The organism is Aquimarina agarilytica ZC1, assembly GCF_000255455.1.
Taxonomy (GTDB): Bacteria; Bacteroidota; Bacteroidia; order Flavobacteriales; family Flavobacteriaceae; genus Aquimarina; species Aquimarina agarilytica.
This window is the reverse complement of record NZ_JH621246.1, coordinates 42,605-56,286: the sequence shown is the minus strand read 5'-3', so window position 1 is coordinate 56,286 and position 13,682 is coordinate 42,605. Positions and strand designations below refer to the sequence as shown.

The 13,682-nt window shown below is 31.4% G+C and carries 15 protein-coding genes and 1 tRNA gene; 6 read left to right on the top strand and 10 right to left on the bottom strand.

All coding sequences use genetic code 11. The annotated features are described in order from the left end of the window. Positions 1–436 (top strand): hypothetical protein (locus KQA_RS20415; RefSeq protein WP_010177153.1); only part of this gene is annotated, 436 nt, incomplete at its 5' end. Positions 437–472: 36 nt separating this feature from the next. Next, positions 473–871 (top strand): hypothetical protein, encoded by a 399-nt coding sequence (locus KQA_RS0200230; protein ID WP_010177152.1) that lies wholly within the window; start codon positions 473–475, stop codon positions 869–871. Between the two features lie 221 nt (positions 872–1,092). On the opposite strand, the gene KQA_RS0200225 is transcribed toward KQA_RS0200230, so the two are convergent. The 8 genes from KQA_RS0200225 to rseP form a co-directional block, all read right to left on the bottom strand. Further along, positions 1,093–2,124, bottom strand: a complete 1,032-nt coding sequence (locus KQA_RS0200225; RefSeq protein ID WP_010177150.1) for a DUF3871 family protein — start codon at positions 2,122–2,124, stop codon at positions 1,093–1,095. A gap of 15 nt (positions 2,125–2,139) precedes the next feature. Continuing rightward, a complete protein-coding gene (locus tag KQA_RS0200220; RefSeq protein WP_010177149.1) occupies positions 2,140–3,015 on the bottom strand; it encodes an AAA family ATPase in 876 nt (291 codons plus the stop codon). 84 nt (positions 3,016–3,099) lie between these two features. After that, the gene (locus KQA_RS0200215; RefSeq protein WP_232285827.1) at positions 3,100–4,389 is read right to left on the bottom strand and encodes a site-specific integrase; all 1,290 of its coding nucleotides are present in this window, start codon (positions 4,387–4,389) and stop codon (positions 3,100–3,102) included. A 4-nt stretch (positions 4,390–4,393) separates the two neighbouring features. After that, entirely contained in the window at positions 4,394–5,290 is an 897-nt protein-coding gene (locus KQA_RS0200210) for a hypothetical protein (RefSeq protein WP_010177147.1), read from the bottom strand. Continuing rightward, positions 5,287–5,589 (bottom strand): helix-turn-helix domain-containing protein, encoded by a 303-nt coding sequence (locus tag KQA_RS0200205; protein WP_010177146.1) that lies wholly within the window; start codon positions 5,587–5,589, stop codon positions 5,287–5,289. Before KQA_RS0200205 ends, KQA_RS0200210 begins: the two co-directional genes overlap by 4 nt. Positions 5,590–5,700: 111 nt before the next feature. Beyond that, complete coding sequence (locus tag KQA_RS19750; protein ID WP_010177145.1) at positions 5,701–6,561, bottom strand: hypothetical protein; 861 nt, start codon at positions 6,559–6,561, stop codon at positions 5,701–5,703. Positions 6,562–6,651: 90 nt separating this feature from the next. After that, positions 6,652–6,725, bottom strand: a tRNA-Asn gene (locus KQA_RS0200195). A gap of 201 nt (positions 6,726–6,926) precedes the next feature. Next, positions 6,927–8,237: an RIP metalloprotease RseP gene (gene rseP, locus KQA_RS0200190; RefSeq protein WP_010177144.1), complete on the bottom strand. Its 1,311-nt coding sequence runs from the start codon at positions 8,235–8,237 to the stop codon at positions 6,927–6,929. Between the two features lie 320 nt (positions 8,238–8,557). On the opposite strand from rseP, the gene KQA_RS0200180 reads away from it, so the two are divergent. From KQA_RS0200180 to KQA_RS20045, 4 genes are all read left to right on the top strand, one after another. Beyond that, a complete protein-coding gene (locus KQA_RS0200180; protein ID WP_040395939.1) occupies positions 8,558–9,223 on the top strand; it encodes an SCO family protein in 666 nt (221 codons plus the stop codon). A 107-nt stretch (positions 9,224–9,330) separates the two neighbouring features. After that, positions 9,331–9,558: a FeoA family protein gene (locus tag KQA_RS0200175; RefSeq protein ID WP_010177141.1), complete on the top strand. Its 228-nt coding sequence runs from the start codon at positions 9,331–9,333 to the stop codon at positions 9,556–9,558. A 24-nt stretch (positions 9,559–9,582) separates the two neighbouring features. Continuing rightward, a complete protein-coding gene (gene feoB / locus KQA_RS0200170) occupies positions 9,583–11,691 on the top strand; it encodes a ferrous iron transport protein B (protein WP_010177140.1) in 2,109 nt (702 codons plus the stop codon). A 36-nt stretch (positions 11,692–11,727) separates the two neighbouring features. Next, the gene (locus KQA_RS20045) at positions 11,728–11,871 is read left to right on the top strand and encodes a FeoB-associated Cys-rich membrane protein (RefSeq protein ID WP_085938374.1); all 144 of its coding nucleotides are present in this window, start codon (positions 11,728–11,730) and stop codon (positions 11,869–11,871) included. 22 nt (positions 11,872–11,893) lie between these two features. Here KQA_RS20045 and yidD read toward each other — a convergent pair whose 3' ends face one another. After that, positions 11,894–12,118 carry a membrane protein insertion efficiency factor YidD gene (gene yidD, locus KQA_RS0200160; protein WP_010177139.1) on the bottom strand — a complete coding sequence of 75 codons (225 nt, stop codon included), beginning with the start codon at positions 12,116–12,118 and terminating at the stop codon, positions 11,894–11,896. Next, positions 12,118–13,611 carry a cysteine--tRNA ligase gene (gene cysS, locus KQA_RS0200155; RefSeq protein WP_010177138.1) on the bottom strand — a complete coding sequence of 498 codons (1,494 nt, stop codon included), beginning with the start codon at positions 13,609–13,611 and terminating at the stop codon, positions 12,118–12,120. The genes yidD and cysS overlap by 1 nt, the downstream gene beginning before the upstream one ends. Positions 13,612–13,682: the final 71 nt, after the last annotated feature.

The following is a 13,682-nucleotide window of genomic DNA, read 5'->3' as shown; positions in this document are numbered from 1 at the left end:
AGAGCACTCTAACACTTTGGTTATTGAAGCAAAAAATTCTAAACATACAGTAATAAAAGATGAGTTTAATATAGATAAATTTAAGTCTGACCTAGAAGAAGCAAAAAGGCAATGGCAAAATAGCTTCCAATGCAAAAATTCAAGAATTATAGGGAAATGGAAACATTTAGAATCTAAAACTGACGATGAAATAATACAAGTTATGACTGATGTGTTTTCTCCATTATTTGTTACTAATTTTGAAGTAGTTAAATTCAAAGAATATTTCAGTTTATCAAAAAAGCATACTAATAAAATCATTGTCCTACTTCTTGATTATTTAAAATGGAATTACAATATAAAAGATAAAAATTTTGATAAAGTTACCTTAGAACAATTTGGTTTAGAGTGTTGTTACTATTGTAAAAATAGTGTTAAAATTGACTCTTTACTTTAAGGCACTAAATCCCTTAATTATTTCGTTTACAACTTAATGAAGAATATAATAGTGCAATTTTCTTTAATTCTAATACTACCATTATTATTTGTAATCCTAGTAAACGAATATTCAAGACTTACTACAACTGACAAAAGCTTTGTTAGAAAAGGGGTTACAACTATAAATCCAAGTATAAAAACACCTAAAAAATGTAGTTGGTATTGCCATACAGATACTGGTTACTGTAAAAAACATCATACTCATTTACTAAAAAATCATACTTCTAAAATAGACCCTTTTTATTTTGGCATTATAAACTCACTACATAATGCAGGAGATTATGGTTTAGCCAATATTATTTTTTTAGTGATTTTATTTCCTGCATTAATCTATGTGCTTTTAATAAAAAACATAACCATTCAAAGAAAAATCAAAAAGCTAAAGAATGGGTAGATTGATGGATATAGTGAATTTTGTCTATGCTTATTGTACAGATTTTGTAATCAATATGGCTAACATTTTAGGGGTATCTTATTATGAAGTAAATACCTTCATTTTTGTTATTCTGTATCCTTTACTGTTAATTGGTTTAACTTGCTTATTTATAATTCAAATTTTAAGGTTGAGGTACTTGAAAAAGAAACCCAACCTCTAAAATAGAGATTGGGTAAACATCAACTTAAAAACCAATGATAAGAACCATCATTGATAGCTTTTGAAAGACTTTTAGTAAAATCAAATGCATTGACATTACGATTTAAAAAGCTATCAATATAGCTACTCTTATTGGCTGAGGTAAATAAGTTGTACATATTCCAAAGATTGATGTTTCCATCTTCATTTTTACAAAACCTTTCATCTTGGTAGTAATCCTTAGCAATAGTAGAAATTTGTCCATCATTAATAAGTAATTGAGGTATTTTTAACTTCTCTTGCTTAGGTAAGAATTGATATAGTTTAGCTCTACCAACTAATTGAGCAAATTGTTTTTCTGAAAGTTGGCATTGGGTTAAATTTTGCATTGATTTAAAATGATGCTCCATTTTGTAAGACTGGAACAACTCTAAAATTTTGGCTTTTAATTCTGCATAGCTTGATACTTTTATTTCAGCAGAAAAACCATCTGTAGAAACACATAAATTACAGCATACCATATTTTGAAAACCTATAAACACTTGAAACTTTTCAAATGATTTTTTACTGTACAAGTTTTCTCTATTATAGCTTCTAACTCCTCCAACTATTAAGGATAATTGATTACCATTAATAGTTTCGGTTATACTAGGTATTCTAATAATAAAAGCCATTCTTTCAAAATACTGTGTCCTTTCATGGTCTAATAAATCTTTAGCCGATTTATGTATAGCTTCAGGAGTTCTACCTTTAATTTGATGGCTAATTCTAATTTCAGGTTTACTAATTTGATGCCTATTAAATGTTGAATGTACACACTCATTTGTAATATCAATAAACTCTTGGTGTGCTATGGTTTTTTCGTTGTCCTTTGCAAAGACAGGGATTACACAGTCCTGCTTTAAACAAGAAAGGCTAACCTCTTTTGTGTTAGCCTCTATAAAAGGATTTTGCTGAAATTGTAAAGGTTCATTTGATACCTGTATTAAAGAGGAGCTATTGTTATTAACTCTTTTTACTACAGGTACTTTGTTTAGGATGGGTATATCCTTAGATACTGGTATAAGTTCCATAATATTTGATTTTTATTAATTAGTAGAAGGTCTATGCACTCCATTTGAACTGAAATTTTGAGGATTTATCAAACTTTCAAGTTGTTGCTTTTTAGTTCTAAATTCTTCTTGATGAGACTGCTGAAATTGAGGGTTTTGCTTGTACAATTCCATCAGCTTGTTTACTGAAAGACATTCACTAATCCTATCTGATATAGGTTTATTATTTACAGGTTCAATATTACTCCACTGCAATAGTTTTTTACCTGTAGCAGAAGATATTATAAACTCTGGTTTCCCATTAAACAAGCCTGTTCTGTCTTTTGATGTTTTAACTAAATGCTTATCATTAAGAAGCTCAAAGTTAACTGTCAGCTCATACTCAAAACCCTCCCTAGTGATTTCTTTAGTTCCATGTTTTACAACTTTAGTTCTGCCATTAGAACCTACATCTAAAGAGTAATCAATCTTTCTTCTTGTAGTGGTAATTATATGGCAACTTGATTGTAGTATCTTATCAATAAATGCTTGATGTCTTGGAGTAACCTTTGCCCAATCTTGAAATCTACCACCTAATTGTTCCTGTATTTGTAAACAACCACCAGTACCAGACCATTCATGTGTAATGGAATCCAAAATACAAACTTTTATTCCTGCTTTTTCACAAACTTCTATTGCTTCAATATACCTTTCAGGAGAAAATGGAGCTTGTAAATCCAATACATTATAATTTCCTAAATGACTGTATAATGAAGCTGATGAGTTTTCTGTATCTATTACAGCTATTTTAGACCAGTCATTTGTTAAACCATGTGCCAATAATAAGGCACTTGTTGTTTTTCCAAACCCACTAGGTCCAGAAATTCCTATGCGTAGCTTTACATTGCTACGTTTACTCTGTTTTAATTGCATACTGCTGTTTTTTTTAATATTAAACTGAATTGTTTCATTTATAAATGAAAAAGACTCTTAAAATGGAGAGCCTTTGTAATGGTATTAAGAAGCATATTTTAATTGAGGCTCTTCTAAGAGTTTCTGCATAGCATCATCAATTACTTTATCTTCAAATTCTTTTAAGTAAGCTTTTGTTACACTAACATCATGATGCCCCATAGATTCACCAATTAAATCAGTTGAAATACCAGCAAATTTTAAATTCGTAGCAAAACTGTGTCTAATTACATAAGAAGTTACATTTTGGTTTACCCTTTGTATTTTAGCTATCTCCTTTAATTGCTTATTGAATTTCCTTAAAGTTTTATGTTTCCTGTTCTCAATTTGAAGAGGGGTTAAGTTATCTTTTAATAAAATTGGGAATACATAATCAGTAAATCTATTTTGTGTTTTATAATGGTTGGTAATTTCTAGTATAGGCTGTAGCATTTTAACCGAAAATCTACCCTTAGTTTTAGAACGGATATATAAAATTCTATCTCCCTTAATATTCTCCCATTTTAATTTCATCATATCTACAAAATTCATTCCTCCCATATAATAGCTGAAAATCATGTAGTTTTTGGTGTCTAAAAGATGAGGGTATTTATCTGTATCAATAGCTTCCATTAACCTCATTTCACTCCTAGTTAGTGCTTTTTTAATATTTCTGCCTTTTAGTTTTGAAACTTTGTAGGTTTTAAATGGATAGTATTTCTCTTGTACAACGTCTTTTTTAATAGCATCATTAAACAATGCTCTAATCTCTCTCATTTTAACACCTATACCGCCATCAGTATTATTTTTACTTCTTAGATAAGTTTCATACTTGTCTAATAAATTGGGAGTGATTTCTCTAAATACAAGATTTTTGTTTTTATGAAACTTAAAGAATGAATTATATACATCTTTATAAGCTCTTGCATTTCCTGTTCTTCCAGATTTGTTAAGGTCATCTATCTTCTCTTTCCAAAATTCAGAAACAGTTATAGCATTTTGTTTTTTACCTCTAAATCTTTGTTCAAATTGATTAAGTGTAAAGTCTATATCTTCTAGTGAAAATTCGTCTATTATTTTTAATGCCTTTTCTTGTAGTTTTAATAACACTCTATTTCTTTGAGATGCATTGGGGTAGGTTCTTTTAAACTCATTTTTCTTAGTATCCCAATCTTGCTTTTTACAAGACATTCCCAAGGAAATTAGCTTTGATTTTCTGTCCTTTACAATTCTTAGTATTACGGGGTATTCTCCCTGTTTGTTAGGTTTGTTTCTTAAATTTATTGTTATGCTTGCCATGATATTTATATTTTGAGTGTGACAAAATCCATATATAGAGATTAAAGATTTTGTCATGTTTTTAATTATTGATTAAGTATTGGAATTTTGTATTCAGCTTATCACGCAGTAGATTCTTAGTATTAAGTAAGTTGTTATCTTCTAATAATTGTTTGAACTCTACTTTTTGTGCCATAGCCTTATTTCTTAAGTAAGATGTTGATTTCAATGATTCCCAATGATTATAGCTTGTGTATACGCCTATCTTCTTTTTTGCTTCTTCAGGAATGGAGCTGCTATTTTTGTAGTTATCTATTATGGTCAACTCTTCAAATCTTATCATCAAGTTTTCAAATAAACTTTGAAGATTATCTTTAGATGTTAAGTCGTTTATGTTGAAAACTCCATGTTTATTAATACTTCGGCTACATTTGTATTTAATTTCAATTCTTAGTACATTATTTTTTAAACTATATTGTTTTGCTTTGTCATATATTTTAAAGTCATATTGTGAATGGTCAAATTGTTTAAATTCTCCTTTACCATTAAACTTCTTGTTATGATTATGAGTTTGATATTTATGCATCATTATATTGTCTTTTACAATAAATTCAGCAGGAAAATCCAATTCAATATTTAATCCAAATTCCAGTTTTGATAATCTGGCATTTTCAAGCTTGATTAAGCCATTATTTAATAAATCAATGCTTTCTGTTAGTTGTGAGTAGGTGAAGTCATTATGATTTCTATATCCTTTTTTGTTTAGTTGATTATAAAACTTATGCAAAGAGTTCATCACACAAATTTTTTTCTCAGTAATATTTATTTCCATTGAACCTAAATTGGTTTTGTATGGATATTCTATTTCTCCTGAGTGTTTTTCCAAAACAACTCTCAATTCCTCAAAGTTTTTAGAATCACATATAAAAGATTCCACTTCACTTTTGTCCTTGTAGTTCATCCTAATAAAATCTATCATAATGCTAGATTTTTATTAGTTCTACTTAGGTAGTTTTCAACATCACATTCCAATTCATTATTAGATGTAATCTTACCGTTAAAAACCCATGCATCAAGCTCTGATTTCTTGAAGTAGATTTTTTTGCCACCAGGTTTATAAAAAGGGATTTCCTTATTACTGGTCATCTTGTGTAAACAAGATTTTGATAGTTGTAGATACTGTGTAGCATCATCAACACTAAATATTTCTTTAGTGTTTAAATTATTAAGTTGAAGAAGTCTTTTTATTTCCTCTATCTCAGTTTGGATATTTTCCATAACTATAATTGTTATGGATAAGCGCTTATCCTGATTAATACTGAGACAAAGAAACCTTAGAAGTACAGGTATATACTTTTACTATACCTTGACTGTATGGTAAAGGTATATTTAGAGAGAAGAAATTATAGTGTCAATTCTTTCTTTTTGAGTTACGTTTTTAGAGTATGTAGATTTTGATTGTTTCAGGTTTTTTAGTTCATTTCCAAGATTATCCCTAAAAACATATTTTATATATCTACTAAGGTCGGTTATTATATTACTTTTTAGATATCGTTTTTTTATAAGCTCTTCTATAAAATAGAATAGGGATATTTTACTTGTAAATTTATTTTTGCCAGTAATCAACCAGTAAATACCTTCTTTTATTTCCTTTCCTGTGAAAGCATTTATAAAATCTGTTTTATTACATTTTATAACAGCTGGGATTTCAGTCAACAAAAGATGTAATTTTTCTACTTTGGTTAATTGTTCTTCTGTGGTATCTGCAAGAAGATTAAAGGAAAGATTATATTCATTTTGGGCTGCGATTACCTGTTTTGAATATTGGTCAATCAAAGAAGTAATTTCATCAAAATACTTTGTTAAGAAAGGAAACTCTTCTATATTTCTATCAGTGTAGTATTGTTTAAGTTTAATTCTTAAAAAATCAGCATAACCTGTAGTTTCTTTTTTATCTGCAAAACGTTTTTGAAATTCACTTTCAATAAATCGCTTAGTTATGTTTATTTCTGTTCTAAGTTTTGTTTTTATAGTTCCTTCAAAAGAAAAGGTAATATAGTTAGCTTGGGTTTCTTCTTTATGATGAAGATTGGGGACTTTGATAATATGACGTACTTTATCTATTTCTTCAATATTGTTAAAGTAAAGTTCTTCTGTGATATTAGTATAAAATTCCTTTAAGTCCTTTTGAATTTGATTTTCGAAATAGTTGTCTAAAAACAAGAAAGGATATTCTGCTGTACTTTTCATAAAACCAAAAATATGAAATGTTTGACCTATGTTTGACCTGTATAAAAAAAGAAAGCCACTCAATTTCTTGAATGGCTTGTCTTTATTAAGCTCCCCCTCTTGGGCTCGAACCAAGGACCCTCTGATTAACAGTCAGATGCTCTAACCAACTGAGCTAAGGAGGAATGTTCATATAGAACTGTATTTCAAAGTGTGAAAATTATCAGCTTTCACGTAGCATTTAACTTTTGAACAACTATTTAAAAGATTATTTTTATGTCGTTGCGGGTGCAAATATATAACGGATTAAGGTTTCTGCAAAATATTTTTAGACTTTTTTTTAAATTTATTTCTGGTTGTTTTTTAACTGGTTGTTTGTTAAAATTTTAGCCTTTGATTAAATTCCAAATATCATTTCCAAAAATAAATACCATTAGTGTTAGAATGATAAAAAAGCCAATCATCTGTCCCATTTCTAAAATACGTTGACTTGGCTTTTTGCCAGATATAATTTCATAAAGTAAAAACATTATATGTCCCCCGTCTAGGGCTGGAATAGGTAAAAGGTTAACAAAGGCTAACCAAACCGATAAAGTGGCTAAAATAGTCCAAAAATAAGTGTTGTTCCATTTATTTGGCATTTGTTCTACTAAGCCAATAGGGCCTTTAACCTGTTTGTAGGCGCCCGTTTTTTTGTTTAAAATCACCTTAAATTGACGTACTTGATCCGTTAGTGATTGTATAGTTTTTGTAAAACCAGCAGGAATGGCACTAGCAATCGTGTGTTCATCGGTAATAATCAAGTCCATTCTTTCGGGGCTAACACCTAAAATACTGTCTTTAGGAATAAATATTTTTTTAGAAAAGTGTTGATTGTTTCTAGTGTATCCAATTTTTAAGGTATCTCCACGACTTGCTTTTATTTGATCGGCAAACTCTGACCAATAGGTAGCGGGTTTGTTATTGGCGGTGTGAATTACATCTCCAACGGCCAAACCTATGCTTTTGGCAATTGTTTTTTCGCCAATAAAGCCTAAAATAGTTTTATAACGCGCCGTTATAAAAGGTGTTTGTAAGTTTGAAAATAATAATTCTTTATTTTCATCGGTGATTTGAATTTGTTTTTTTTGCCCATCTCTTAGTACAGTAACTTGTTTACCAAGAATAATTTCAAGTACGGCAGTACTCATTTTTTTAACGGCCTTGCCATCGACACTTAAAATTTTATCGCCATTTTTAAATCCAAGAGTTTCACCAATTTCATTGACTTGGATACCATACTTTAATTTTTCGGTAGGAATGTAGCTATCTCCATTGTTAACAAGTAAACAAGAGAAAACAAACCAAGCCAATAAAAAATTAACAATGACACCACCAGCCATAACAATTAAGCGTTGCCAAGCAGGTTTTGAGCGAAATTCCCAGGGTTTTGGAGGAAGAGCCATTTGTTCACGATCCATACTTTCGTCAATCATCCCGGCAATTTTTACGTAACCACCCAGTGGAAGCCACCCAATACCCCATACGGTTTCGCCTATTTTGGTTTTAAAAAGTGCAAATTTAGCATCGAAAAATAAAAAGAATTTTTCTACTCTAATTTTAAAAAGTTTAGCTGGAGTATAATGTCCAAACTCATGTAGTATTACTAAAATGGACAACATTAAAATAACTTGTCCAATTCTAAAAAGAAGTTCCATTCAAAAATAAATTTGAACAAAAATAAGGAAACTTACTTTTTTAAGGTTAGCAAAAAGGGACTAAAAAAAGTAAGACTTTTAAATGATTTCCAACCCGCATTGTGTTTTAAAAATTCGTTATTCGTATTGAAAGCATAATAAAATCGAGTATTTTCTTGATTTCAGCACAGTAGCGTTATGGTTAAATCAAAAAATACAGCAAAACTTTTGATTTTCGCAGGGATTTCGATAGGTAAAAGATTTTTTAAAACACAATTAGGGTTTAATAGTCGTTATCAGATAATAGGTGTTATTTTTGTACAAAATAATAGAAGTTGAGTATAGTTCGTTTTTTTGCGCCTTATAAAAAGTTTGGAATATTCCTTTTCGTACTTTCGGTAATTATAATTACACTAATTTATAATGCTTTGAAACCAAAACGGGTGCTTCGTATTTATGAGCCCGAACAGGTGAATGTTGAATTGGTTGATTCGACCATGCAAGAAATACGAAAATACCATAAAATAGCAGATTTTAAATTGGTCAATCAACACGGGGATACTATTACTGAGCAGCATTATAAGGATAAAATATATGTAGCAGACTTCTTTTTTACGACCTGTCAAACAATTTGCCCTAAAATGACACAAAATATGGGCGTGCTCCAGCAAAAGCTTAAAAATGAGCAGCAAGTATTGTTGTTATCTCATACGGTCATGCCCGAAGTGGATTCTGTTCCTCAATTAAAAAAATATGCGGTTAAAAAAGGAGTAGATAAAACGAAGTGGAATCTGGTTACAGGAACAAAAAAGGAATTATATGATTTGGCTCGTAAATCATATTTGGTAGCAAAAGCAGCTCCATTTTCAAAATACGATTTAATACATACCGAAAATTTTGTATTAGTGGATCAAAAAAGACGTATTCGTGGGTATTATGATGGGACAGATACAAAAGCAATGGAGCAATTATTAGCTGATATTGATTTGTTATTAGAAAAAGAATGATTTTTTAGAAAAGTAATTCTGCAGTTATCAGCATATCTTTTTATAACTAATTTTGTAGGTCGTAATTATATTGTATTTTTGTTGTTTCAATTCAATCTAAATAAACTTTGAAAACAACGTTAGCAGAATTAAAGAGGGGGCAGTCGGCAGTTATTACAATGTTTGAAACAGATGAAATTCCTTTAAAATTACTTGAAATGGGATGTTTGCCAGGTAATGAAGTTACTTTATTGCAGGTGGCGCCATTTTCATGCCCTATGTATTTAAATATAAATGGATCGCATTTAGCTATTCGGAAAGAAGTGGCTAAGCAGATTGAAATTGAATTAATTTAAGCACCGCACCTCAGGCGTTAAACTATGGCAAAACACATCAATGTTTCGTTAATTGGTAATCCAAATACAGGTAAAACTTCAGTATTCAACTTACTCACCGGATTAAACCAGCAAGTAGGAAATTATCCAGGGATTACAGTAGAACGTAAGGCGGGAGTTTGCAAGCTGCCAAGAGGAGTAAAGGCGCATATCTTGGATCTGCCGGGGACGTATAGTTTAAATGCTTCATCACTGGATGAAAACGTGGTGATTGAAGTATTGCTTAATAAAAAAGATAAAGATTATCCCGACGTTGCCGTAGTTGTTAGTGATGTCGAAAATTTAAAAAGGAATCTGTTATTATTTACACAAATTAAAGACCTTGATATTCCTACCATATTAGTCATTAATATGGCTGATCGTATGAAACGTAAAGGAATTAGTTTAGATATTCCTGCGCTAGAAAAAACATTAAAGACCAAGGTGGTGTTAATGAGTGCACGTAAAAAACAAGGAGTAGAGGAGCTAAAACAATTGATAGCTAATTATAAAAAGTTATCAATTGAACCTTGTGTGAATGCTTCAGTAATAGATAAGGAGTATTTTGAAGGTTTACAACGTGCTTTCCCTAATCAGTCTTTGTATAAGTTATGGTTAGTGATTACGCAGGATGTTAATTTTGCAAATATCAATAGGAATACCATTGCTGATGCTTCTGAATTTCATACCAAAAAGAAAAGTGATTTAAAACGCTTACAGCAAAAAGAAACGATAAAAAGGTATCAGTTTATTAACGAAACTCTTAAGCAAACGCAAACAATCGATATAGGATCAGCTTCTGGTTTGCGTGCAAAATTGGATCAGTTACTAGTACATAAAGTGTGGGGATATTTGATTTTCTTTGCTATTTTATTGTTTATTTTTCAGGCAATATATGATTGGTCAACTTACCCAATGGATTTGATTGATGAAGGCTTTGCTTGGTTAAGTGAATCTGTTAAAACACAGTTGCCTAACGGAGCATTAACAAGTTTGATTACCGAAGGGATTATTCCTGGTTTAGGAGGTATCGTAATTTTTATACCGCAAATCGCTTTCTTGTTTTTATTTATATCCATTTTGGAAGAATCTGGTTATATGAGTAGGGTAGTGTTTTTGATGGATCGCTTAATGCGAAGATTTGGTTTAAGTGGAAAAAGTATTGTGCCTTTAATATCTGGAACGGCTTGTGCCATACCAGCAGTAATGGCGACTCGAAATATAGAAAACTGGAAAGAACGCCTAATTACTATTCTAGTAGTGCCTTTTACTACCTGTTCGGCTCGCTTACCAGTGTATTTAATAATTATATCATTAGTCATACCCAATGAGCGTGTGGCATGGATTTTTGGGTATCAAAGTTTAAGCTTAATGCTGCTTTATTTACTTGGGTTTGTGACGGCTTTAGGCTCTTCGTGGTTGTTGAGTAAGTTTTTAAAAATGCCAAATAAAAGCTTTTTTGTAGTTGAAATGCCTAATTACAAATGGCCATTGTTTAAAAATGTGGCGATTAATGTTATAGAAAAAACAAAGGCGTTTATTACAGGAGCAGGAAAAATAATTTTAGCAATATCAATTGTACTATGGGTATTGGCAAGTTATGGTCCTAATGAGGAGTTTTCAAAAGCAGAAACTATAGTAACAAGTCAATTAGAAGAAAATTTTGAAAAGGATCCAGAAGCACATTTAGAACAAGCTATTGCAAGTCATAAATTAGAACATTCATACATAGGTTATATGGGGAAAGCTATTGAGCCTTTGGTAGCTCCTTTGGGGTATGATTGGAAAATAGGAATAGCTTTAATTAGTTCTTTTGCTGCACGTGAGGTTTTTGTAGGGACTTTGGCTACTATTTATAGTGTAGGGAGTGAAGAGGAAGAGACCATAAAAAATCGAATGGCTGCAGAAATTAATCCAGTTTCTGGGGCGCCGTTGTTTAATTTGGCAACAGGAGTATCTTTGTTATTGTTTTATGCTTTTGCCATGCAATGTATGAGTACTATAGCTATTGTGAAAAAAGAAACAAATGGCTGGCGATGGCCATTACTTCAGTTATTTTTTATGAGTGGTCTGGCTTATACTACAGCCTTAATTGCTTATCAAATATTGAAATAAAGTAAGTTGTCTAATGAATTTCGACTAGTATATTAAATGAATCAATTTGTACAAAATATAGGAGTTTTAGTGTTGTTTTTAGGAGCATTATATTTTTTGGTTACAAAGTTTTTTTGGAAACCAGCGGCAAAAAAGACTAAAGTTAATGACTGTGGAACAGGGAGCTGTGGCTGTGGTTAATTTTGTCAACTTCAACTTAGCCTCAAGGAACAGGGTCATAACCACTTCCTCCCCAAGGGTGGCAACTAAAAATACGTTTTAAACCTAATACACTTCCTTTAAAAAGTCCATGTTTAAGTAATGCATCTTTAGTGTATTGCGAGCATGTTGGCTGGTACCTGCAGGTGGCTGGGGTAAAAGGTGAAATTAGATTTTTATAAATAAAAATCAGCAATAAAAAGGGCGCTATTAGTATTTTTTTGAACATTAATAGGTAAATGTTGTGCCTTCTCGTCCATCTTTTAATTGTACTCCTTTTTCTGCAAGCTCATCTCTAATTTTGTCACTTAAAGCAAAATTTTTGTTTATTCTTGCTTCTTTACGGAGTTCGATAAGTAATTCGATAGCAGCATCTAATTTAGAGGTAACGTCATTTGAGGCTTCTGCAGAAGCTTGTAATCCTAATACATCAAAGGTGAAATTAGTTAATGTAGCAGAAAGAATAGTTAGATCAGCTTGTGAAACGTTAGACTTTCCTTCTTTAACTTGATTGATGAATTTTACTGCTTCAAATAAATATGAAATCAAAATAGGACTATTAAAGTCATCATTCATAGCATCATAGCAGCGTTGTTTCCAGGAGTTAACATCAAAGTTTGTGGTTTCCTTTTCTACCGTAAGGGAATTTAAATGTTGAATAGCTTCCATTAACTTAGAAAAACCTTTTTCCGAAGCTTCTAAAGCATCATTTGAAAAGTCCATAATACTACGATAGTGTGCTTGTAACATAAAAAATCGAACTACCGATGGTTTAAAAGGCTTGCTTAAAATAGTATTATCACCAGAAAAAATTTCATGAGGTAATATGGTGTTACCTGTACTTTTCGACATTTTTTTGCCGTTAAGTGTAAGCATATTGGCATGCATCCAATAATTTACAGGTGTTTTGCCACAAGCAGCTTCACCTTGAGCAATTTCACATTCGTGATGCGGAAACTTTAAATCCATTCCACCTCCATGAATGTCAAATTCTTCGCCTAAATATTTAGTGCTCATTACAGTGCACTCTAAGTGCCACCCCGGAAAACCATCACTCCACGGACTTGGCCAACGCATAATATGTACCGGTTCGGCTTTTTTCCAAAGCGCGAAATCTTGAGGATTTCGTTTTTCACTTTGACCTGCCAATTCGCGTGAGTTGTTAATCATATCCTCTAAATTACGGCCACTAAGTTTACCGTAATCATTAGTTTCGTTAAATTTAACCACATCAAAATAAACAGAACCATTTACCTCGTAGGCAAACCCATTATTAATAATGGTTTTAATAATTTCTATTTGTTCTACAATATGACCTGTTGCAGTAGGTTCAATGCTAGGGGGTAAATTGTTAAATTGTTGTAATATGTTATGGAAATCCAACGTGTAGCGTTGTACTACTTCCATAGGTTCAATTTGCTCTAAGCGTGCTTTTTTAGTGATTTTATCTTCACCTTCATCGGCATCATTTTCTAAGTGTCCCGCATCGGTAATATTGCGGACATATCTTATTTTGTAACCTAAATGCTTTAGGTAGCGGAAAATTAAGTCGAATGAAATAAAAGTACGACAATTACCCAAGTGCACATTGCTATACACGGTAGGGCCACAAACATACATTCCAATAGCGCCTTCAACAATAGGAGTAAAGGTTTCTTTTTTTCCCGATAAGGAATTGTAAATAGTTACCGATTGTTGGTTGTACAAAGGTACTGGTGTCATAGGAATAAGCTTTTGCAAATTTTGAAACCAAAAATACTAACTATTTTGTAGGATACATATAGAACAGCGTA

Excerpts from the sequence above, each read along its gene's own strand:
- KQA_RS0200230 (WP_010177152.1), top strand. The coding sequence starts at position 473 with ATGAAGAATATAATAGTGCAATTTTCTTTAATTCTAATACTACCATTA.
- KQA_RS0200225 (WP_010177150.1), bottom strand. The coding sequence starts at position 2,124 with ATGGAACTTATACCAGTATCTAAGGATATACCCATCCTAAACAAAGTA.
- KQA_RS0200220 (WP_010177149.1), bottom strand. The coding sequence starts at position 3,015 with ATGCAATTAAAACAGAGTAAACGTAGCAATGTAAAGCTACGCATAGGA.
- KQA_RS0200215 (WP_232285827.1), bottom strand. The coding sequence starts at position 4,389 with ATGACAAAATCTTTAATCTCTATATATGGATTTTGTCACACTCAAAAT.
- KQA_RS0200210 (WP_010177147.1), bottom strand. The coding sequence starts at position 5,290 with ATGATAGATTTTATTAGGATGAACTACAAGGACAAAAGTGAAGTGGAA.
- KQA_RS0200205 (WP_010177146.1), bottom strand. The coding sequence starts at position 5,589 with ATGGAAAATATCCAAACTGAGATAGAGGAAATAAAAAGACTTCTTCAA.
- KQA_RS19750 (WP_010177145.1), bottom strand. The coding sequence starts at position 6,561 with ATGAAAAGTACAGCAGAATATCCTTTCTTGTTTTTAGACAACTATTTC.
- rseP (WP_010177144.1), bottom strand. The coding sequence starts at position 8,237 with ATGGAACTTCTTTTTAGAATTGGACAAGTTATTTTAATGTTGTCCATT.
- feoB (WP_010177140.1), top strand. The coding sequence starts at position 9,583 with ATGGCAAAACACATCAATGTTTCGTTAATTGGTAATCCAAATACAGGT.
- KQA_RS20045 (WP_085938374.1), top strand. The coding sequence starts at position 11,728 with ATGAATCAATTTGTACAAAATATAGGAGTTTTAGTGTTGTTTTTAGGA.
- yidD (WP_010177139.1), bottom strand. The coding sequence starts at position 12,118 with ATGTTCAAAAAAATACTAATAGCGCCCTTTTTATTGCTGATTTTTATT.
- cysS (WP_010177138.1), bottom strand. The coding sequence starts at position 13,611 with ATGACACCAGTACCTTTGTACAACCAACAATCGGTAACTATTTACAAT.